Here is a 21,698-nt window from a genome sequence, read left to right as displayed (position 1 = left end):
CGGAGTAGACCCCCGAAGCCACTCTAATGAGCTCTGGGAGACGGGGTCGGCACGGCCGCCGCACGACGTTGCAAGGCCCCTGAGGCGGCCATCGCTGCCACCCCTTCGACGCGCCGTTCGCAGTATCATCAACAACCTGCCAGATCGGACCCGGGTATGGCCCGTTCCCCCGACCGTTCCGCTCCGCCGCCCCACGGGATCCGTCATCACCTTGAAAGCGCCCGACACCCCCGCCTTCGAGGCGACCATGGGACTCTCAGACAACCGCCCGATCGGACGCTGGCCTCAAAGCTCGTGACTACTGTTAGCCCCCGGAATACGCCACCTCGGTCGATCAAGGTCGATTCCCGTAAGCGCCGGGTTCGATGGCGATTGCAATGTCTACGCTCACCTTCCTCCGCACCGAAAATCACGGCGCAGGCTGCGGTGAAAAGCATTTCAGCACTCCCTGGCCCGATTGAAGTGCGGCAGGGAACGAGTCCACCTCAATGCGATCCCTCACCCAGCCCCGACAGCGCCTGAGATGACATCCATCCGCGGGATCGGCTGGCGATACCCGGGATCACGAAGCGCTCGCCGAACCGGCACATCGTGAGTCTCCGGGGAACATCCTTCCCCGCGCGCAAAGCCTTTGCCGACTACAGAAACGCCACTGAGGCAACACCCACGCCAGATGGCATCATCTCGCCATTACGCCCTCAGTGCTGCTGAGCAGCGCAATCTGATCGGCAAGAAACGCCGCATGCGTCCGATTGCGCGCGTGCAGCTTACGCATAATGTGCGCAACATGCACCTTGACGGTTCCTTCACGCATGCTCAGTTCCTCGGCGATCACCCGATTCGACAGGCCCTTGCGCAACAGGTTTAGCACGTCTCGCTGCCGTGGCGTCAGCCGCGTTGTGGGCGCGACGTCGATAACCTCGGTCGCGACACGTCCCAGGCTGCCGCTCAGAATAGGGCTCTCGGCTTCAGCGTCCTCACCGGACAGGATGCATTCCGGGATATACGTGCCGCCGTGGAGCACCAGACGCAAGGCGTCCATTGCCTGCTCGGCGTTCATGGACGCGTGGATGTAGCCACGCACACCGCGGCGAAACGCCTCGAAGATCTCCCTACGGTTATCGCACTCCGACAGAATCACGACAGGGATGTCCCATCGGTAGTCCTGGAACTGGTTGAGCATTTCGTCGATCTCGGCCTGCACATGCGTCGACGAACTGATGCCGAAAATCACCACATCGATATGGCCCTGAGCGGCATCGGACGCGGCAATCCTGCGGCAGAGTTCCTCGCAACTCAGGAACGGCAGAACCGTGAATGCAATGTCTGCCTGGTGTCCGGTGTTCACAAGTTCTGCAAACATTCGGGTTACGCATTCCAGGATCAGTGGCCGGCGATCAACAACGGCAATGTTGTGTTCCATACTCATGAATGTCGCCTCCGCGCCTTGTTCTCAGCGCTTAGCTTTATATCGGCAAATTGAATCGACCCAGAACACCAGCCAATCGAGCTTACATTCGGGTCGCTCTTTTGCTCATGCCATCCGGCCCGTCTTTGGCATCCAGATCCACAAGCCGGAGAAAAGTCTGCCATAGCGCAACAGACACCCACAAACAGTATCATAAAATCGTCTACTTAATCACCGCATCGACCCTATATCCCCCTGCTCTGCAACCGCTACCAAGCCCGGAAATAACCCAGAAAAGCAGACAGGATACAGAGAGAGTTCCGGGAGAATACTTCATAAAAACGGAAAATCAGAGGAGAAATATGGCTCCCGACCTAATTTGACAAAATTATGATTAATTAGATTACGATCAGCAAAGACTATACCGCTAGAATCGAATGATCAATAGGCACTTTTTCCTATACCACCATCGCTGTCGGCGAGAAAGCCTCTTAGGCCAACCACACCGTATTCCCGCATTACCAACTGACCCCAAGCCGTTGAAATAGCTTTTCTTGAAGGTTCCACTAAAGGCTAAGGATTGCCAGCCACCAGCTTGTTTCCGGTGTCAGCTGGGCATCGGGAGGCTACTCCGGAAGAAAATCAAGCGAAGAAATCGGCCAACCGAAGCGGACACCAAACACGGTAGACCACACCTCGACCAGCTGCCGCCAACTGACTAAACAAAACCGACACACAAGCACTATACCCCGCTCAGCAGGGCCATGCGCGTCTTGCAAGGCTATCTCGATACATACCAAGGATTTATTGAGTGATTGCGTCAGAGGACAATGTAGGCGGCCATCCCGGTCACGAACGGCATCGAAATTGCCTCGTTCAAGAGCCGCGCGGGGACATGCCGGCCGACTCGATCGAAAACCGACAGGCATGCTCGACAGCGCCGGGCCACGACCGCATTACGGCGCGAAGGCCGGCGAGGCGATCATCGCGCGCCAGCGAACCCCGTCCTTTATTTTTGGGACGAGGTGCCGAAAGCGGTGAGGGAATGGCCATTCCCATCCAAGGTGACGGCGAGCGCCCGATCAGCGGTCGGATGCCCCTTCCTGCCCTGTCCCGGCAACAGCCACGGATGCCTGATCGGAGCCGATCGTCACCTCGAGCCATGCACCCGGGGGACATCGGACGCTTCGATCGCGCGCCGCGAGCCCGTCCATCACGCACACTACCCGCCATGTCCGTCGAATGCTTCCTTGGAAACGGCCCGAACAAGGGGTCCGAGCGCGAGTTCATCGCAGATGCCGCGACAAGGTGGATCAGCCAGGCCCGCCATCGAAAGCAGGGTTGCGCGAGCCTTCGGCCATGACATATGTCTTGAAACACCGAACGCGACCTCTCAGCGCCGGGCAGCCACTGCAACATTGTGGCCCAACAATCTGATCAGCAAAAAAATGCCGGGAGCGAGACGGGGATTCGCTCCCGGCCAATGTAGCGGATACGGCCAGCGGGGCAAATACACGCCGACCGACCCACCAAAACTGACATCTATGTCGGGCATCGATTCACGCAGTTCCCGCACCATCCAACAGCGGCACGAGAAAGCGACCTATCCATCTTGTTGCCGATGTTATCCATCGTCGTCGGCGGGGATATCGTCAATCCTGGGCCGCCTTCAGAAATTATCTAACGAAGTCAGTGGCACAAACCGAATCAACTCCTGGACCTTCATCCCACGAAGCCTTACCGTGCGGTCGCGAAGAACCTACTAAGACGAAAAGTTTATTTCTCCGCCGTATCGCGATTACTTCACAAATGTCAATTATAAACCCAATACTCCACATGCTCCAGCAATCTGAAGACGGCAACATGCCATAGGTCAAAGCAATGGTCGCGCAATAGTATTATGAATACCATATCGCCACGTCAAGCACGACAATAGAATATTTCAAAAACCCCATTAATGTTCAACTATAGATGTGGAGAATACCATTTTTAATCCGTAAGAATTCCTAAGCATTATTCCCTATATAATCCACTATATAGTCGTAAAACCTATATAAACTGGCGGGAACAGAAATCATATAGCCCATCCATAGAATAATTGGACACATGCGCCTGCCTTGAGGGGGCCAACGTATGCGATTTGTCTTATTCCGGTACGCCATTTGCTGAGGGGGGCCTGTCGGAATGACAGCGCTACCCCGTCAGCCACTCCGAAATAGCGCGCTGGCGGATGGGGACGGTGGTGGCCTTGCCGGCAGCTTGGGTTCAGCGCGCCGAATCGATATCGGAGCTTGCCAGTTCAGGATAGGCGTTGCGTGCTGCTCTCAAATAACGGAGTGCATTCGGGAAGTCGAGCGTCTTCATCGCCGTCGCAAAATCGTCAGCATGGTCGCCGAGCACGGCATCCAGAACCTCGCGCCCATGCTGCCACGTCAAGTAAGCCTGCACGTCCTCTGCCGCCAGTTGATGGGTCAATGGTGTGAAGATCTGGAGTAACTGGAAGAAGTCCAGCTCGACGGCCGGAGGTGGTGCGGGAACCGAGCTTGTCCTTCCCGTCATGGCCGTTGCGTCGCTACAGCCGAACGGGATCGCTACCCAGAATCGGCTGCCGCGACCAAGCGTGCTGCGAAATCCGATGGTGCCGCCCATGAGCTCCACGAGTTGTCGGCAGATCGCGAGACCGAGCCCCGCACCGCCGAAGCGCCTCGACCGCGAGTTGTCGGCCTGTTCAAAAGCCTTGAATATGTCCGCTTGCCGCTCGGCACCAATACCGATCCCCTGATCATCGATTTCGAAACGCACCACGACACCATCCGGCGTGCTGTCGCCCAGACGCACGCGCAGCGTGCAGGTGCCCTGTTCAGAAAACTTCACGGCATTGCTCAGCAGGTTCCCCAACAACTGCTCGAGCCGCGAGGAGTCGCCGTACAAGATCGGCGGCAGGGATGGATCGCTCTCCCGAAGCCAGCCTAACCCTTTTTCCTCGGCGCGGGCACGCCACAAGGACTCTGCCTTGTCGAGCACCGCGCACAAGTCGAAGGGCGCGGGTTCGATCTGCACTTTGCCCGCCTGCAGGTCTGCCATGTCGATGATCTCATCGACGATGCCGAGCAGCTGCCGGCCGGCCTTCTCGATCCTGGAAACCCGCGCGCGGACGCGCGGGTCGTTCACCTCGCCAGCCAGCAGGCCAGCAAAACCGAGGATCGCATTCATTGGCGTGCGCAACTCGTGGTTGACGTTCGCCAGAAACAGAGTCTTGGCGCGGTGCGCCGACTCCTCCCTGACGAGCGCATCGCGAAGCGCCTGAGTGCGTTCGGCGACGCGCGCACTGAGCTCGGCATTCAGTTGCCGCAACTCCTTGTCGCGCGACTTCAAGGTCAGATGCAACCGGACACGGGCTCGCACGATTGCGCGACTCACTGGCTTATGGATGAAATCGACGGCACCGGCGGCCAGCGCCCGGGATTCGCTATCGACATCGTTTCTCGCCGTAACGAACACGACCGGGATCTCCCGCGTCCGGGGATCGCCCTTCAGCGCCTGACACACGGCATAACCGTCCATGTCAGGCATCATCACATCCAGAAGTATCAGGTCCGGTAAACTCTCAGTGAGCAGGGTCAGGGCCTCCTCACCGGATAACGCGTACTGGATCTCGTGGTCGTCATCGAGGAACTCGCCGAGTACCTGAATGTTGTCAGCTTGATCGTCAACGATTAGGAGCTGCGGGTGTTGGCTCATGGACTAGGGCACTCTGTGGGAAAAGCGGCAGCCACGGATCCGCGCCGTCTCACTCCGGCGGGAGGTCCGTGGCCTGCGTTAAGCCAGTCAACGTGGGCACGGCACGCTTGAAGACGGACAGGGCAGCCTGCGCCTCGCGCGTTTTCAGCCTGCAGACCGCCGTCATCACGGGCTGGAACGACTCGGCGGCCGAGGTTTCGGCCAATAGCGACTGGATCTGCTCGGCAAGCTGTCTGGCCGACAGGCGATTGCCTCGCAGCGCCCGCTCGAGCTCTTTAAGCAGGGACTTCAGACGATCACGCTGGGCGCCGTGCAGGCGCTCAACCGGCATGCGGCTGCCGCGACTGCCTGCCGCCGGGGCGAGCCACCGCAACAGGCTGTCAAGGAACACCGGCGGCGACTGAGGGGCAACGATCCATTCTTTCACCCCGGCTTCCGCGGGCAGCGGCCCGCGGTCGGCGGGCGGAGATTTCGCCAGGGCGATGACGATCGGCTTCGCACGACCCGAACGCTCGCAGAGCTGCTGGGCTACCCGTTCGACCTGCCGATCTGGCAGGTTCAGCGCGAGAAGAGCGAGATCAAAGCCATTCTGCGCGGCTTTCGCCACAGCCTCGCGCGACGTCGCGACCTGAGTTACGCTGAGGCCGAGAGCGGCCAGCCAGTCGGGCATCGCAACCGCCTCCGGTTCATGGCCCACCCAAAGGATCCGCTTGCCTTGTATCGGTCTGGCGCGCTGGATCTGGTCCAGTGCCTCCCTGTCGCGCTGCGCACGACCTTCGGGCAGCGGCACCTCGTCCCTCCCGAGACGCTGAAAATTCGCGGTAAACACAAAGGTGCTGCCTTCCGCCGGGACGCTGTACACCGTGATCTCACCGCCCATCAGGTTGACCAGGCGCCGGGCAATCGACAGCCCGAGGCCCGTCCCACCGTATTTGCGGGTGGTGGAGCTGTCGCCCTGCGCGAAAGTGTTGAACAGCCGCTGCGTCTGTTCGGGCGTTATCCCGATACCGGTGTCTCGCACCGTGGTCCGCACGCTGATGACGGAACCCTTCTCTCCCGCCCATTCAAGCGCCAACGAAATGCTTCCGCGTTCCGTGAACTTGACCGCATTGCCGACCAGATTGACCAGTATCTGGTTCAGCCGAAAGGCATCGCCCAACAGGTAGCGGGGCAGGCGCGGATCGCGTTGCACCCGCCATTCCAGCCCCTTCTGTTCCAACCGCACCAGGAACAGATCCGCGACGGATTGCACGACCTGATCCAGTTCGAAGGGTGCCTGCTCGAGTTCCAGCCCACCCGCTTCGATCTTGGAAAAATCGAGAAGGTCGTTCAAAAGACGCAGCAGCGCCTGCGATGCGGAGTGCACCTTTCCCAGATAGTGGCGCTGTCGCGCTTCGAGTTGGCCGTCCAGGACATGTTGCATCAGCCCGATGATCGCGTTCATCGGCGTCCTGATCTCATGACTCATGTTGGCCAGGAACTGTCCCTTCGCCCGATTCGCCGCTTCGGCCTCCCGGGTTCGAGCCTGCAGGTCCTGATTCACCTGTTCCAGCTTCAGATGCGCGTTATGGAGCTCGGTGATGTTCTCGGTAAAGATCACGATGCCGCCGACCTCCTGCGCCGCCGTGTACCAGGGACGCACCTCCCAGCGTAGCCACTGATCGGTCCCGTCCCGGCGCGCGAAGCGGTCCTCGTCGGCCCGGACGACTTCGCCCTCCAGTGCGCGACGGTGCACGGCCTTCCAGTGATCGGGTATGTCCGGGAACACATCGTAGTGGCAGCGCCCGGTCAGGTCGACGTCCCCGAGTTCGTAATCGGAGCACCAGCGGCGGCTGGTCGCGACGTAACACAGTTGGCGATCGAGCATCGCGATGGCCGCCGGAGCGTGCTGTATGAACAGGCTGAGACGCTGCTCGCTCTCGCGCAATGACTCCGCTGCTCGCCGGCTCTCGGTAATATCGATATGGGCCCCGAACATGCGGGTCATCCGACCATCGTCGTCCGGCGCCAACGCCGCCTGATCCCTCATCCACCGGTAGGAGCCGTCCCTGTGACGCAGACGATACTCGACGGTCAGATGTTGTCGGGGGTGAGCGATGAATTCGCGCACATCCCGCAGCACGCGTTCGACGTCTTCCGCATGCGCACGGCTGCGCCATTCGTCGAAGGAATCGGAGATCTCGTGGTCTTCGTAGCCAAGCTGGGCTTTCCATTCGCTCGAATAATGCACGCGATCGGTGCGGATATCCCATTCCCAGAGGCCGACTCCGCCGGCGCGGACCGCCGTCTGCAGTCGCTGGGCGTTTTCGCGTCGACGCTGGTCGTGGAGCCAGCGCAGCGTGACATCCTGAAACGTCCCCTCGACCCGGGTCACGACACCCTCAGGGCCGCTTCGCGGGGCGGCATTGGCGACCAGAAAGCGCATCTCACCCGTGGACAACCGACGGCGAAACGACACTTCTCCCGAATACGCCGAGGCCCAGCAATCCTCGAACCACGCGCGCAGCGACGGCTGATCGTCCGGGTGGATCAGTTGCAGCAGGTTCTCGACCGAGGGCTCGAAGTCGTCCGCCGACACACCCAGAATGCGGTAGCTCTCCTCAGACCAGAAGACACCGCCCTCGCGCCGATAAGTCCAACTGCCCACCCGAGCAATCCGTTGCGACTCCGAGAACATTGCCCGGCTGTCACGGATCGTCTGCTCGGCTGTTCTGCGCTCGCTCAGGTCACGCAGTACGATCACAGCGCCGGCGGCGGTCCCGGGGTCCCGCTGCACCGCGGTCAGTGTGTATTCGACCTCTCGACCAGCGCCGTCCGCCGCCACCAGCGACGCGGGCTGTGGGTCCCGTTGAGAAGCCTCGGTACCGTTAAGAATCCCGACAAGTTGGCGCCGCCAGTCCTTCCCTTCGGCACCGCCTTGCAGGGCAAGGACCTCGGTCACGGGTTTGCCCTCCACGGCATCGAGGTTCCATCCCCCCAACGCAAGGGCTGCCGCGTTCATGAATTTGATCGCCCCGGACGCATCCACCGCGACGAGTCCCTCGGTCATACTGGCCAGGGTCGCGTCCAGCCATTGACGCTTCTGATCGACCTCTGTTGCCAACCGGGTCTTTTCGATGGCACTCGCCACGGCCAGCCGCAGCGTGACGACCGTCGCATGCTCCTTCTCAAGGAAGTTCTCCGCGCCACTCCGCATCGCCGCGACGACCGTGGCGGTGTCGGCATGGCCCGTCATCACGACCAGGGCTGGCCTGAACTGCGACGGTCTGGCCCGCAGCGCGGCAAGCAACTCGAGACCGTCCATGTCGGGCAGGCGTCGGTCGATCAGCACGCACGCCGGGCGGGCTGCGTCCACCAATGCCAGCCCCTGCGCGGCACTAACCGCCTCCAATATGTCGTATTCCGGTCCGAGCCGAGCGCGCAGAACCGCGCGGTCCTCAGGGGAATCGTCGATGATCAAGATCCGGGCTTTACTACCAGGGTTCGACCGGGCAGTGCCTAGGCAGTCGCGCGGCACGGAGTCGGTCTCTGCAGCAAGGCCGTAGCAAAGCGCTGGGGTTCCGTGGATCGGCTGCTTCTGTTCGCGCAACTCGGCGGGGGCCCGGCGCATGGCAGCCTCGCCGCTCCCGGCCGCACAACCAAAGGCCATTGCGCCATCTGAGTGTTGCGGTCGGCCGGGGACGGCCGGCGATCGACGTGACGGGCGCGTTCGGGGCATCAAGAATCCACCCTCATTCGTTGGACCAACTCAGGCGGTCAGGCACAGTTGAATCAGATCGTTCGGATACCCCCGGCAGGCATAATGCCTACCGCGCCCTCGCCGAGGAATAGGTACGTTTGCCTATCGACTCCGGGCTATGCCTTGTGATTTCGTTCCAGAATGCTCTCCGCTCGAATCAAGTGGACCCGCCGATCGGAACTCGAGCATGACGGTTTCCGGGCCGGTGCGAACTTCCCGTCACACGGGTGCAAGCCCCAGGACACGATCCATTCGGGCACGGGTTCGGCGCGCGGGGAGTCGAGGTCTCACCGGAAACGGAAACCTTGCGTTTCCTCCTTCGCCGACAGTTTTGTGCAGTCCGGGAACGTCGGGCGGTCTCGGCGCAGTGACGATCGGAGCCTTAACGCAGGGGGCCGACCGTCAGTACCGGACCAGCAGCCCCAAGCCGCCCGGACGCACCAAATAGGGACACAGATACCCCGTAATTGCACCACGCTGATACAGTCTGACCAGAAAATCAACATCGAGGCCCGCGTGCCGCGGCATTAAGGCACCATCACAAGGCATTCTTCTTGCTTATGGTGCAAGTCCAAAAAAACTTCCACAACAAGGATGCAATCATGAAAAGTAATGACGTCTTGTTCGTGCTGCTGGGTGCAATCATGGTGCTGGCGATGCACTCCGGGTTCGCCTTCCTCGAACTCGGCACGGTCCGGCGCAAGAACCAGGTCAACGCACTGGTCAAGATTCTCAGCGATTTCGCCGTTTCGACGATCGCCTATTTCTTCATTGGCTACTACCTGGCCTATGGCGTCGAGTTCTTTCGCGGCGCCGACCAACTCGCCGCCAATAGCGGCTACGACCTTGTCAAGTTCTTCTTTCTCCTGACCTTTGCGGCAGCCATCCCGGCGATCGTGTCGGGCGGGATTGCGGAACGCGCACGCTTCGCACCACAGCTCACTGCGACATTCCTGCTGGTGGCCTTCGTCTATCCCTTCTTCGAGGGCATTGCCTGGAACAAGAACTATGGCTTCCAGGGCTGGCTGGAGCAGACCTTCGGCTACGCATTTCATGATTTCGCCGGCTCCATCGTGGTGCATGCTGTCGGCGGATGGATCGGTCTGGTGGCCGTATTGATGCTTGGGCCGCGCCGCGGGCGCTACCACAAGGATGGGTTGATCGCCGCGCATCCCCCGTCGAGCATTCCGTTTCTGGCACTCGGCGCCTGGGTGCTTACGGTAGGCTGGTTCGGCTTCAACGTGATGTCGGCGCAGACGCTGGACGCCGTCAGCGGTCTGGTGGCGCTCAACTCGCTGATGGCGATGGTGGGAGGAACCTTGTCAGCCTTGCTGATGGGCCGGAATGACCCAGGCTTCGTTCACAACGGTCCGCTGGCCGGACTGGTGGCCGTTTGCGCGGGTTCAGACCTGATGCATCCGATCGGCGCCCTGGCGGTGGGCGTCGTCGCCGGCGGTCTCTTCGTAACGCTGTTCACGCTGACGCAGAACCGCTGGAAGATCGACGACGTGCTTGGTGTATGGCCGCTGCATGGACTTTGCGGCGCCTGGGGCGGTATCGCCGCGGGCATTTTCGGTCAGACTGCCCTGGGCGGCCTCGGCAATGTCAGCTTCGTCGCGCAGCTGCTCGGCACCGGACTGGGTATTGCAGTGGCGCTGATCGGCGCCGCGCTGGTTTACTTGCCGCTGCGCTACGCGGTAGGTCTCCGATTGACCCCGGAGGAGGAGTTCAATGGCGCCGACCTGACGATACACCGTATCTCGGCAACGCCGGAGAAGGAAGCCGGCTGGTAGCCGGCATTGCTGGCGGAACCCTGCTCCCAAGCAGTGCTGCCCACGCGCGCCGCCGGCAGTGGGCGGCGCGCCCCCTCGACCCCGGGCGGGAGCGGGCGATCACCAGACCTGTCCCGGATGCGCCCGGTTGTAGGTCTTGATCAAATGATCGAGGCGACGCTTGACCCGGCTCCGGTCGGCGTCCAGATGGACGGGCGCGAGTTCCACCGGCTCTTCGAGCGGCAGTTCCGCGCTGTTCAAACCGGCATACGGCGCTTCCACCCAGCCGCTACAGCGAGTGGGGAGCAAATCCAGCCAGCCCGGCCGGACCGGCGGCTTCCGCGAGCGCCAGCGCGGCTGTCGGACGCCGGTCGCGGTCGGGTGGCGCCACAGGGCGGCTCGTGGTACGAATCGAAAGTGGCTCATGGCTGCAGTCTCCCGTCTGATCAAGGATAGGTGTGGGCACAGTCTAGGGCGATCGAAACGGCGATATCAGGCCGCAACCGGTAAAACGGGAGCCGCTCGATTTACGCAAAATTTACGTGTCCCGGCCGGGAGGCGTTGTTACCCTTGCGCCATGAGCCGCAAGATCCGACTACTGATCGTCGAGGATGAGCCCGCCATTCGCGCCGGGCTCACGGACGTCTTCGTGTTCCATGGCTATGAGGTCGAGACGGCCACGACCGGGCCCGAGGGCCTCTCGAAGGCGCTGAGCGGTCTGTTCGATCTGATCCTGCTCGACATCATGTTGCCGGGGATGGACGGATTCGAAGTCTGCGAGCGCATTCGCGAACGTGACCGTGACCAGCCCATCATCATGCTGACGGCGCGCACCAGCGATAACGACATCGTCCAGGGGCTGAGCCTGGGCGCCGATGACTATGTCGCCAAGCCGTTCTCGGTCGCTCAGCTGGTGCTGCGCGTCCAGGCGGTTCTGCGCCGCTCGCGGATTGGTGCAGCGCAGGAGGACTGCATCAGTATCGGCGACTCCATTTCGATCGACACACGCAACCTGTGCGGCACACGCGGGTCCGAAACACTGACCTTCACCCGCCGCGAGGTGGAAATCCTGCGTTACCTGCACGCGAATTCGGATCACCCGGTGGCACGCGAGGAACTGCTGGCGAAGATCTGGGGCTACGCCCGTCACCTGGAAATCGAGACTCGAACCGTGGATATCCACATTGCGAAGCTGCGCCGCAAGATCGAACCGAACCCCAGCGAGCCGCGCTATCTGGTGACGGTGCGAGGAGCCGGCTACCGCCTCCTCGCGGATTGAACGTGGCCGAGTCCTGGATCGGACTCAACCGCGCGCGGCTGCGTTGGGCGCTCGGTTCGTTTTTCCTGGCGCTGGCGCTGCCGACCGGTATCCTGCTGCGGCAAACTTACAAGGAACTGCAGTGGGAATCCTTCCACCAGCACCGCGTGCTGGCCGAGGAACTCGGGGCTCGCATCGACAGCCGGCTGCGGCAGTTGATCGTATCGGAAGAAGCCCGACCGAAATCCGATTATGGTTTTCTGGCGCTCGGCGGCGATCCGTCCGCGAACTTCGTCGTGCGGTCGCCCTTGTCGGGCTACCCGGTCCGCTCGGCCATACCCGGCGTGATCGGATACTTTCAGATCGACGACCGCGGCATGCTGACGACACCGCTACTCCCGCCCACGCAGGCAAACCCGGTGCATTTCGGCATCCGGGCCGCGGAGCTCAGGGCCCGGCGGGAACTACAGACGCGCATCCGGGACATCCTGACCCGCGGGCAAACCCTTGCCGAACTGGGCCGGAGAGCCGCGCTCCCCTTCAGTCCCGTACTGCGCTATGGCGCTCCGGTGAGCGTCCTGCCCTATGGCAGCCCCAGACCCTGGCCCATCGAGGAGACGCCGGAAATACCGGGCCGGCCACCGTGGACTAACGGCCCCAACGAGCCATGGATGTCGGAATCGCGCCCGAATGAAGCTCCAGCCACCCCTGCAGAAGGAGAGGCTCGCAGCGCAGACTCGGACGGGCGGCCGGCCCCAGCGTCTTCGAAAGGAAGAAATCCCGCGCCCGGCAACACACGCGAACTCCCCGCCGATGACGAACCCGACCTTGACGGGCCGGCACCGGGGCACCCGGCACTGCGGTTGCAGAGATTGGCCGAGCCGGTTCGCCGCGCGCCGATGGACTTCGACCGCCTCGATACGGGCCACCTGGTGTTGTCGCGCACCGTGTGGCAGCAGGGGCACCGCGCCGTACAAGGGGCGTTGATCGAACCCGAGCGATTCATGGCCGTGTTGATCGAGCGCGATTTCCGGCACACGGCCCTGTCGCGCATGAGCGCCTTGGCCGTGGAATACCGCGGCACGGTATTGCTGGAATCCAGCGGCGCGAGTTCATCCAGCGACTTGGCCGACACGGGGCGCTGGCGCGGCGACACACTCTACCGGACGCGCCTGTCGCCACCCCTGAGCGACATCGAACTCGTGTTCACGATCGATGATTTGCCCGCCGGACCCGGCGCCGCAGTCGTCAGCTGGCTGGGCGCCATCCTCTGCGTCGTGTTGATCGGCGGCTGCTGGCTGTTGTACCGGCTGGGCTTGCGCCAGATCGCCGCCGCGCAGCAGCAACAGAATTTCGTCGCGGCGGTCAGTCACGAATTGAAGACGCCGCTGACCTCCATCCGGATGTATGGCGAGATGCTGCGCGAAGGCTGGGTGTCCGAGGAGCGGCGGGCGAGCTGCTACGACTTCATCTGCACGGAAAGTGAACGGCTGACGCGGCTGATCACGAACGTGCTGCAACTGGCCCGGGTCTCGCGCCATGGCCTGGAAATCGAGTTGCAGCCGTTGACTGCGGCACGTTTGCTGGAGGTGATCCGGCCGCGACTCGCCGCACAGATTCAGCAGGCCGGTTTCGTTCTGCACGTGCTCTGCGACGAGCCCGCCGGGCAGACGACCATCCGCGCCGATGAGGACTGCTTTGCGCAAATCGCGATCAATCTGGTCGACAACGCGATCAAGTTCGCCGCCGGAACCGACGTAAAGCGGATCGAACTCTGCTGCTACCGTCACGGGCCCGAGGCGCTCGTCTTCAGCGTGCGCGACTTCGGACCGGGCGTTCCCAAGGAACGCATGAAGAAGATCTTTCGTCTTTTCTACCGGGGCGAGAACGAGAGCGTGCGCGAAACGGCCGGCACGGGTATTGGCCTGGCGCTCGTCGAGCAACTCGCCACCGCCATGCAGGCCCGCGTCGATGTGGTCAACCATGAACCGGGCGCGGAGTTCCGTGTCTGGTTCACACCCTGCGACGCCAGCGTGAGCGAGACAGCTGCCGCGACCGTGACCGGAATGCCAGGCGCGAACATCTGACGGCAAGCGTCGCGCGCGCCTTTGAAAACCGGCGCGAGTTTCCTTATTCTTCGCGGCATGCGAAGCGCGATGAATGATAGTGTCCGTATCCTGCACGACCGGGTTCCCGACCGCATTCGGCTGCACGTCGCCCTGATCAAGCACCGCGCGACTTTGGCCGAAGTGCTCAAGCACAGCCTGTTGAAGGACCCCGATGCCCACGGGATCTACCATGCCGAAGCCAACGTGGTCACCGGTTCGCTGCTGATCAAGTTCCACCCGTCACTGCAAACTCAGACACGTGTCGTCGACCTGGTCAGGGCGACGGCGGGACGCATCGCTGAGGGCGAGATTCCGACCACGGCCAAGCACCGCAACCCTCGGGTCAGCAAGATGTTGCCCGGCGCTTATTTCTCGCGAGAACTCGTCGTCAGCGTGGCCGGAAATGTGATTGCGGGTCTGGTCCTCGCGGCCTTTCTTGCCCGCTAAGGGTAGAGTACGGAACAGAACGGAGTGGGGTTGGCCACGCAGCGGCCCCGCCGCCGTGGGTGCGAAACGACGAGGGATGCGCTACGGTTCCGATCACCTGCTACACAGACGGAGTCTGTCCAATGCTCGAACTCGATTTCTCACGGGGTCGGCGCCCCGAAACGGTGCTGTTCCTTGGCGCCCACTGTGACGACATTGAAATCGGCATGGGTGCCACCGTGATCAGGCTGGTCGAGCGCTATCCGGAAACGCATTTCGTATGGGCCACACTGAGCTCGGACGACGTCCGCGAACGCGAGACACGTGCCGCCGCCGCTCGGCTGCTGGCGGGAGCGCAGCGCAGCACGGTGTTGGTGGAGCGTTTCAAGGGCAGTTACTTCCCTTACGAAGGCGCGTCGATCAAGAGTTTCTTCGAGACCTTGAAGCAGCACGGCAACCCCGATGTAGTTTTCACGCATTACCGGCAGGATCTGCATCAGGACCATCGGATCACCAACGAACTGACCTGGAACACGTTCCGGAATCACTGCATCTTCGAGTACGAGATCCCCAAGTACGACGGCGACATCGGCATACCCAACGTCTTCGTGCCGGTATCGCGAGCCTGTCTGACCCGCAAGATCGATGTGCTGATGGAGTGCTTTCCGAGCCAGCACGACAAACAGTGGTTTACCCGGAACACTTTCGAGGCCATCGCCCGCCTGCGGGGCATCGAGTCCAACGCGGCCGAAGGCTTCGCCGAGGCCTTCCACTGCCGTAAGGCGGTGCTGGGCCTGTGAGCGAGAACCGCCGCCCGCAGCGAGCGCCGCGCGCACGCGCCAAGACCCAAACCACACCTCACTCACCATGAAAAAGGTCGATTTCCTGATTGTCGGCGGCGGCGTCGTCGGGCTTTCGGTCGCGCGGGAGCTGAAAGCCCGACGACCCAAAGCGAGCGTGACGCTGATCGAGAAGGACGCGCGCTGCGGCCTTCACGGCAGCGGGCGCAACAGCGGCGTGCTGCATGCCGGTTTCTATTACACGGCGGACAGTCTGAAGGCGCGCTTCACGCTGGAGGGCAATCGCCTACTGCGGGCCTACTGCACGCGGCGGTCGATTCCGATCAATCAGTGCGGCAAGCTGGTCGTCGCGCGCGATGCGGCCGATCTGCCGCAGATGGACGAGCTGCTGCGCCGCGGCGCGGCGAACGGCGTCGAGTTGCAGCCGATGACAGCCGAGGAAGCGCGGGCGATCGAACCCCGCGTCAAGACCTACGAGCGGGCCCTGTTTTCCCCCGCTACCGCCACCGTCGACCCCTCGGCCGTGATGGCCGCCCTGTTGGAGGATGCCGGGCGCGAAGGCATCGAGATCCTGACCGGCGCGCCCTTCCTGAAGCGCGATGGCGACACGATCAGGACCGGCGGCGGCGAATTCCAGGCCGGCTACGTCGTCAACGCGGCCGGACTGTATGCCGACAAGGTCGCGCGCGAATTTGGGTTCTCGGAACACTACCGCATCCTGCCCTTCAAGGGTCTCTACCTGTATTCGGACGAGCCGGCCGGCGCCCTGAAGACCAACATCTACCCGGTACCGGACCTCAAGAATCCCTTCCTCGGCGTGCATTTCACGATCCGCACCGATGGCCGGATCAAGATCGGTCCGACGGCCATCCCTGCCTTCTGGCGCGAGCACTACACCGGTTTCGAAAACTTCAACCTGTCCGAGTTCGCTGAATTGATCTGGCGGGAACTCGGACTCGTCGCCTCGGCCAACTTCGACTTCAAGCGGCTCGCCGTCGAGGAGATGATGAAGTATTCGCGGCGGCGCATGGTCGCCCTCGCGTCGAAGCTGGCCGACGGCGTGCAACTGAAGCAGTATCGGAGCTGGGGACAGCCGGGACTGCGCGCGCAGTTGATGGACATCCGCACCCGCAAACTGGAAATGGACTTCGTGCTCGAGGGCGACGCCCGCTCGATGCATATCCTGAATGCCGTCTCGCCCGCCTTCACCTGTTCCATGCCGTTCGCCCGGCATGTCTGTGACCAAATCGACAACCACCTAGGGACACTCCCATGAAGATCCTGATCGTCGGCAATCTCGGTTACGTCGGCCCGCTGGTCGAATCCCGGCTGCGAGCCTCGTTCCCCAATGCCACCCTGATCGGCTACGACATCGGCTATTTCGCGCACTGCCTGACGAATGCGTCGCGGCTGCCGGAAGTCTGCCTGGACGCCCAGCATTTCGGGGATATCCGCAACTTTCCGAAGGAACTGCTCGAAGGGGTCGATGCGGTCGTGAATCTGGCCGCCATCTCGAACGACCCCATGGGCAACAACTTCGAACAGGTCACGCTGGACATCAACCATGCCGCCTGTGTCGAACTGGCCCGCAAGGCCAAGGCGGCCGGCGTGCCGAACTTCGTGTTCCTGTCGAGTTGCAGTGTCTACGGCTATGCCGAGGATGGCGCACGGATCGAAAGCTCACCGCTCGATCCCCTGACCGCCTACGCGCGCAGCAAGGTGCAGTCCGAAGTGGACCTCGCACCGCTGGCCGGCCCCGACTTCCAGGTAACCTGCCTGCGCTTCGCGACCGCTTGCGGCATGAGCGACCGGATTCGGCTGGATCTGGTGCTGAACGACTTCGTCGCGGGCGCGATCGCCGGTGGCAAGATTTCCATCCTCAGCGACGGCACGCCGTGGCGGCCGCTTATCCATGTTCAGGACATGGCCCGGGCCGTGGAATGGGCGATCCGCCGCGACACGTCGAAGGGCGGACACTGTCTGATCGTCAATGCAGGCTCCGACGGCTGGAATTATCAGGTCAGGGATCTGGCGATGGCCGTGGCCGATGCGATTCCCGGCGTCGAAGTTTCCGTCAACCCGTCGGCCGCGCCAGACCGGCGTTCCTATCGCGTCGATTTCACGTTGTTCAAGTCGCTCGCGCCGGACTTCCAGCCGCAGGTGACGCTCTCGGCCGCCGTGAAAAACATCGAGATCGGGCTACGTGAAATGGGCTTCGACGATCCCGATTTCCGCAAGTCGCACCTGATGCGGCTGAACACGCTGAACCGGCTGCGCGAGAGTGGACAACTCAACGATCAGTTGCGCTGGTCCTTTGCCACCAGATAACGCCAACCCGGCAGCGGACTCATCCGAATTCGCTGCCGTTTCCTTCACGCTTTAGTTGGCACCTCATTCTCCGAGCAGCCGACCGGGCATTCGACGACACTCAGGCCTGAAGTGAACGCGCCGGTGCGTCGTACCACCCCCGCATCATCGGCAAACGGGCCCCGATTCCCTTGAGCCGCTGCAAAGACCGGAGCGCACCGTCAGGAGCCGTTCGGAGACGGGGGCATCTGCGGCCCCACGGCCGAACGCTCACGCGAGCTCGTGTGCCACCCACCGACCGATATCCGCGTGCGCAGCCGCCAGGGCCGGGAGCCTGGCGGAGCTACCGCTCAGGTACGCCGCAATGAGGATGGGCGCGCGATGGGGCGGGAAGGCGATCGCGACATCGTTGACCGCCCCACGTCGACCGCTCCCGGTCTTGTCGCCGACGACCCAGTCTCGGGGAAGACCCGCGCGGAGTCGGTCACCACCGGTTTTGCAGGCGCGCAACCAGCCCAGCAACAAATCCCTGGAGTTTGGCGCAAGTGTCTGTCCGCAAAGCAGCGTGTTCACCAGCCCTACCATCGCGCGCGGTGACGTGGTGTCGCGCGCATCGCCGGCCTCGTTGCTGTTGAGAGCGGGCTCGTTGCGGTCCAGGCGCGTCACGGGGTCGCCGACCGACCTCACGAATGCCGTCAGGGCTGCCGGACCGCCCAGTTTCTCCAGCAACAGGTTGGCCGCCGTGTTGTCGCTATCGGTGACAGCAGCCGCCGCGAGCGCATCGAGGGTCATGGAACCCTTGGCGATGTTCGCCTTCGTGATCGGCGAATGATCGATCAAATCATCCGGACCGTAAGCGATCCGGTCGCTCAGGGACATCCGCACACGGTCGGTTTGCGCGAGGATGGCCGCGGCCAGCACCCACTTGAACGTCGAGCACAGGGCGAAACGCTCGTCCGGCCGGTTCGCCAGGGAACGGCCAGTACCGGTGTCCAACGCGAATACACCGACCCGCCCGCCGACCTTCGCCTCGATCGCGACCAGTGAGGGAGGGTGAGCACGCGGCCTGACACGCGACAGAACGGGTGCCGATGTCAAAAACGCGGCCGCGGTGACCAGGAACTGTCGTCGCGTGCAGTGGATGAATGGCTGAGGCAGCTTGCTCGATGACATCAGCGCTTCCTCCAGGTCGGCACTCGCCGGAAAACCAGCCCCGAATTCGGCGCGTGTCCCATTTCCGGGCAGACATCGGAATTCACAGGAGACCGGCGCCACCTCTCGGCCTTGCCAGTCACACGACATACGCTTGGCCGCCCGAAAAACTTCGTATCCCCAACGCCAAGCGAGTGCGGCGGCGTCAAGACAAAACGCAGATGATCAGGCAAGGCGACCCGAGTGTCGATGTAAAACAGAAACCAGTGGCGTATGCGAAAGCGCCGGGTGGTTTTACTAAAGGAAGCGTTTCCGGGCTCCAGCCCATTGTCTGGTCGCCGCTGCAGCCGGCTCACCGCGATGAGGCTCGTGCCACCGTATCCGTTCATGCCCCTCTTGCGGGAGCGGTCCGGGAGGCCGAGACACGCCGTGAATCCGTCCCTGGAGGCTCGGCTGCGGGTTCCGTCCCGCAGACGGTCTCGGCGTCCCGACCCGCTCCCACTACCTAAACAAGGCAGCAGGGTGAATGGTTACCGTGCCACCGACGGCCAATTCGCCACAATGATTCCGACTCCCCGGATCTTCCTTGATGTCAGGATGAAATCATGGGCGGCCTGCCTCCGATCAAGCTGCGCTAATCGGACCCACGCGGGCTATGGCGTTACCGCAAAAGCGGTTGCCGTACCAACCGTTCCGCCCAGGGTGGTCAATCTGATCTTCCCGGTGGCAGCACCCGCCGGAACAGTGACCGTGACCTGGGTGTCCGTGTTGACCACGAAAGTGGCGACCTTGCCACCGCCAAATGTGACCTTCGTGGTCTGCATCAGGCCGGTTCCGGTCAACAGGACCGAGCTACCACTCGTACCGCCCGCTGGACTGAACGCGCTCAAGGTCGGCAACTGCAGGAATGGCTTCAGCGTCTGCACCGAACCTGTCGGCGTCATCAACGTGATGTGACCGGTGGCGGCCCCCTTGGGCACTACCGCCGTGCGATAAGTGCTACCCGTGCCGGAGAATGTCGCGTTCTCCCCGCCAAAGGACACCCCCGTAGCATCGGCAACGGCGCCCAACAAGACGACCGTGGCTCCTGCCTTGGCGGCGCTCGGGACCGCGTTGATTAACCCCGGGGCACCGAGGTCAACACTGTAGACAGCTCCATGCCCGAAGCTGCTGCCAGCATAAGTCAGGCCGTAAATCTTGCCATTCGTGTGCAGAAAGGGCGTAGCGTAAGGGGTGGCCCCGGACTGGTAGCCGAAGCTCGCTTGCTGCGTGTAGCCTCCGCTCGGTGTCACCTCGAATAACTTCCCTGCGCCTGATTTGCTGTTGGTACTGGTTACTCCGTAGAAGTTACCGTTGCTCGCCTGAACCAACCCCGCGTAAGTCGAGTAGCCAGCGATCGAAAAACTGGCAAATTCGTGAAGCGTCGTCAGCATACCGGCTTTGGTGAGCTTATAGACAGTGCCGCCGCCGAGTGAGCCCCCACTCGACGTGGTCCCGTAAAGGTTGCCGTCGGTACCCTCAACCAATGGTCCATGCGGATAGGCTCCGTCGGAGCCGCGAAAGGCGTAGAGCGTTGATGCTGCACCGCCTGTAGTGACTCTGAACACCGCTCCAAGGCCCGTGGCATTGGTGCCATAGGTAGTGGTCCCGTACAGCGCCCCATCCCTGCCCTGAAGCAGCGGCGCCCTTGGATAGTAGCCAAGCGGGGCCAGCCCCGCCGACGGGTCGTTCAAGAAGCTGAACAGCAATGCGAAGGTGCCATCACGGCTGATTTTATATATGGTCCCGCTACCATAGGCGCCACCGCCGAACGTCGTCCCATAAAGATTACCGTCCCGCCCTTGGATTGGGGCGCTTGCAGGGAAGCGGCCATCTCCGCGGCCACTAGGAGCGATAGGACCAAAGTGATGCAAAACCGTAATTGCACCCACAGGCGTCATCTTGAACACGACGCCTTCATCGAAAGCGCCTCCGCGAGAGCTCGTTCCATAAAAATCGCCGTCTTTACCCAGCGTCAATCCCCCGTCGGGACGCCGTCCATCACTGATGCCATCGAAGTCGTGCAGCTTGGTGAAGGCGCCCTCCGGTGTCAGCTTGAAAGCCGTTCCGTAGCCATAGATGCCACCCTCGGGCGTCGTCCCGTAGATGTTTCCGTCACGTCCCTGCGCAAGGATGCTGAACTCCCTGGCGTGGCTTCCCTCAGCGAGTTTGAAGGTGTGTACGGCGCTCAGCGTTGCCGAATTCACCGCGCCCGAGCCTACGAGCGCAAGCATCGCGCACGCCAAGTCGAAGATTGAAGATCGCTTTTCTTTCATTTGTTTCATGTCGGTTATGGCGAATCCTGGCCATTGGCGTGGTCGGTCCGACTAGCGCAGCATCCGTCCGATTACGCTGCGCTAATCGGACCTACGCGGGCTTCATGACGCACAAGTTTCGCATTCAGGAGTCGTTGTCGGAGCGCGAGGCGTAAGGGAAACCGCTGGTGCCGCTTACCGTCGGCCTGGGTCACCGATGGTTCGGAGCAACTACGCAACACGTGCGATGTGCTTTCTCGATGACTTGTCTCGCTCAAGCTTCCCTTCGCGCATGAGCAGGCCGATCACGCTGTAGGACAGATAATCCTTTGAGCCTCCGCCGTAGTCGCTGCGAAGGCCGAGCAGACTTGCAGCATCAGAGTTAGAAATTCCCTTCGGATTAGCCTTCGCTAGTTCTAGCACGGCTTCCTTGAGTAGGGCGAGGCCAATTTGCGCCTTTTCCTTTGCGCCCGACGGAAGCACCACAGATGAGCGTTCCTTCCTGCCAAGCCCGGACGGAAGAACTGAATTGGTGAGCAGGCCACCCGTATCCACAGTTGCAAATGCCGCGATCAGTTCAGCTTCAAGCTTTATCGCTTGTTGCTCGGTCAGCGAAGAGCTAAAGTCGGAACTGGTGTACGAGCGTGGGGTGATGGCTTGAGCGGGTGGCGTACCCTGCTGACAATTCGGTTG

14 protein-coding genes are annotated in these 21,698 nt (G+C 62.1%); 7 read left to right on the top strand and 7 right to left on the bottom strand.

Translation table 11 applies throughout. The annotated features are described in order from the left end of the window. Nucleotides 1-679: 679 nt before the first annotated feature. From ACW73L_RS18625 to ACW73L_RS18615, 3 genes are all read right to left on the bottom strand, one after another. On the bottom strand, nucleotides 680-1,429 hold the full coding sequence (locus ACW73L_RS18625; protein ID WP_498924080.1) for a LuxR C-terminal-related transcriptional regulator: 750 nt from the start codon (nucleotides 1,427-1,429) through the stop codon (nucleotides 680-682). A gap of 2,244 nt (nucleotides 1,430-3,673) precedes the next feature. Next, complete coding sequence (locus ACW73L_RS18620) at nucleotides 3,674-5,149, bottom strand: ATP-binding response regulator (RefSeq protein WP_498924079.1); 1,476 nt, start codon at nucleotides 5,147-5,149, stop codon at nucleotides 3,674-3,676. 49 nt (nucleotides 5,150-5,198) lie between these two features. Continuing rightward, the gene (locus ACW73L_RS18615) at nucleotides 5,199-8,759 is read right to left on the bottom strand and encodes a PAS domain S-box protein (protein WP_498924078.1); all 3,561 of its coding nucleotides are present in this window, start codon (nucleotides 8,757-8,759) and stop codon (nucleotides 5,199-5,201) included. A 731-nt stretch (nucleotides 8,760-9,490) separates the two neighbouring features. Between ACW73L_RS18615 and ACW73L_RS18610 the strand changes: the two genes are divergently transcribed. Further along, complete coding sequence (locus ACW73L_RS18610) at nucleotides 9,491-10,681, top strand: ammonium transporter (protein WP_139559242.1); 1,191 nt, start codon at nucleotides 9,491-9,493, stop codon at nucleotides 10,679-10,681. A gap of 99 nt (nucleotides 10,682-10,780) precedes the next feature. Here ACW73L_RS18610 and ACW73L_RS18605 read toward each other — a convergent pair whose 3' ends face one another. Then, entirely contained in the window at nucleotides 10,781-11,086 is a 306-nt protein-coding gene (locus ACW73L_RS18605; protein ID WP_498924077.1) for a hypothetical protein, read from the bottom strand. A gap of 151 nt (nucleotides 11,087-11,237) precedes the next feature. Here ACW73L_RS18605 and ACW73L_RS18600 point away from each other — a divergent pair, with 151 nt between their 5' ends. The 6 genes from ACW73L_RS18600 to ACW73L_RS18575 all read left to right on the top strand — a co-directional run bounded on the left by ACW73L_RS18600 (nucleotide 11,238) and on the right by ACW73L_RS18575 (nucleotide 17,580). Then, nucleotides 11,238-11,939 (top strand): response regulator transcription factor, encoded by a 702-nt coding sequence (locus ACW73L_RS18600; RefSeq protein ID WP_498924076.1) that lies wholly within the window; start codon nucleotides 11,238-11,240, stop codon nucleotides 11,937-11,939. A gap of 2 nt (nucleotides 11,940-11,941) precedes the next feature. Continuing rightward, nucleotides 11,942-14,005: a sensor histidine kinase gene (locus ACW73L_RS18595; protein ID WP_498924075.1), complete on the top strand. Its 2,064-nt coding sequence runs from the start codon at nucleotides 11,942-11,944 to the stop codon at nucleotides 14,003-14,005. 69 nt (nucleotides 14,006-14,074) lie between these two features. Beyond that, nucleotides 14,075-14,473 carry a hypothetical protein gene (locus ACW73L_RS18590; RefSeq protein ID WP_498924074.1) on the top strand — a complete coding sequence of 133 codons (399 nt, stop codon included), beginning with the start codon at nucleotides 14,075-14,077 and terminating at the stop codon, nucleotides 14,471-14,473. 122 nt (nucleotides 14,474-14,595) lie between these two features. Next, a complete protein-coding gene (locus ACW73L_RS18585) occupies nucleotides 14,596-15,252 on the top strand; it encodes a PIG-L deacetylase family protein (RefSeq protein ID WP_498924073.1) in 657 nt (218 codons plus the stop codon). A 67-nt stretch (nucleotides 15,253-15,319) separates the two neighbouring features. Continuing rightward, on the top strand, nucleotides 15,320-16,528 hold the full coding sequence (gene lhgO, locus ACW73L_RS18580) for an L-2-hydroxyglutarate oxidase (RefSeq protein ID WP_498924072.1): 1,209 nt from the start codon (nucleotides 15,320-15,322) through the stop codon (nucleotides 16,526-16,528). Then, on the top strand, nucleotides 16,525-17,580 hold the full coding sequence (locus ACW73L_RS18575) for an NAD-dependent epimerase/dehydratase family protein (RefSeq protein ID WP_498924071.1): 1,056 nt from the start codon (nucleotides 16,525-16,527) through the stop codon (nucleotides 17,578-17,580). The genes lhgO and ACW73L_RS18575 overlap by 4 nt, the downstream gene beginning before the upstream one ends. A gap of 249 nt (nucleotides 17,581-17,829) precedes the next feature. Here the strand turns inward: ACW73L_RS18575 and bla are convergent, their stop codons facing one another. The 3 genes from bla to ACW73L_RS18560 all read right to left on the bottom strand — a co-directional run. Continuing rightward, nucleotides 17,830-18,732, bottom strand: a complete 903-nt coding sequence (gene bla, locus ACW73L_RS18570) for a class A beta-lactamase (protein WP_498924070.1) — start codon at nucleotides 18,730-18,732, stop codon at nucleotides 17,830-17,832. Between the two features lie 632 nt (nucleotides 18,733-19,364). Beyond that, the gene (locus ACW73L_RS18565) at nucleotides 19,365-21,035 is read right to left on the bottom strand and encodes a choice-of-anchor tandem repeat GloVer-containing protein (protein WP_498924069.1); all 1,671 of its coding nucleotides are present in this window, start codon (nucleotides 21,033-21,035) and stop codon (nucleotides 19,365-19,367) included. A gap of 201 nt (nucleotides 21,036-21,236) precedes the next feature. Beyond that, nucleotides 21,237-21,698 (bottom strand): hypothetical protein (locus ACW73L_RS18560; RefSeq protein ID WP_498924068.1); only part of this gene is annotated, 462 nt, incomplete at its 5' end.

Source organism: Methylolobus aquaticus, assembly GCF_054172105.1.
The sequence above is the reverse complement of the archived record's forward strand: the minus strand, read 5'-3'. Positions and strand labels throughout refer to the sequence as shown.

Bases quoted from the DNA above. Each gene is read 5' to 3' on its own strand.
- ACW73L_RS18565 (WP_498924069.1), bottom strand. From the start codon at position 21,035: ATGAAACAAATGAAAGAAAAGCGATCTTCAATCTTCGACTTGGCGTGC.
- ACW73L_RS18625 (WP_498924080.1), bottom strand. From the start codon at position 1,429: ATGAGTATGGAACACAACATTGCCGTTGTTGATCGCCGGCCACTGATC.
- ACW73L_RS18600 (WP_498924076.1), top strand. From the start codon at position 11,238: ATGAGCCGCAAGATCCGACTACTGATCGTCGAGGATGAGCCCGCCATT.
- ACW73L_RS18610 (WP_139559242.1), top strand. From the start codon at position 9,491: ATGAAAAGTAATGACGTCTTGTTCGTGCTGCTGGGTGCAATCATGGTG.
- ACW73L_RS18575 (WP_498924071.1), top strand. From the start codon at position 16,525: ATGAAGATCCTGATCGTCGGCAATCTCGGTTACGTCGGCCCGCTGGTC.
- ACW73L_RS18585 (WP_498924073.1), top strand. From the start codon at position 14,596: ATGCTCGAACTCGATTTCTCACGGGGTCGGCGCCCCGAAACGGTGCTG.
- bla (WP_498924070.1), bottom strand. From the start codon at position 18,732: ATGTCATCGAGCAAGCTGCCTCAGCCATTCATCCACTGCACGCGACGA.
- ACW73L_RS18620 (WP_498924079.1), bottom strand. From the start codon at position 5,149: ATGAGCCAACACCCGCAGCTCCTAATCGTTGACGATCAAGCTGACAAC.
- ACW73L_RS18605 (WP_498924077.1), bottom strand. From the start codon at position 11,086: ATGAGCCACTTTCGATTCGTACCACGAGCCGCCCTGTGGCGCCACCCG.
- ACW73L_RS18590 (WP_498924074.1), top strand. From the start codon at position 14,075: ATGAATGATAGTGTCCGTATCCTGCACGACCGGGTTCCCGACCGCATT.
- ACW73L_RS18615 (WP_498924078.1), bottom strand. From the start codon at position 8,759: ATGCGCCGGGCCCCCGCCGAGTTGCGCGAACAGAAGCAGCCGATCCAC.
- lhgO (WP_498924072.1), top strand. From the start codon at position 15,320: ATGAAAAAGGTCGATTTCCTGATTGTCGGCGGCGGCGTCGTCGGGCTT.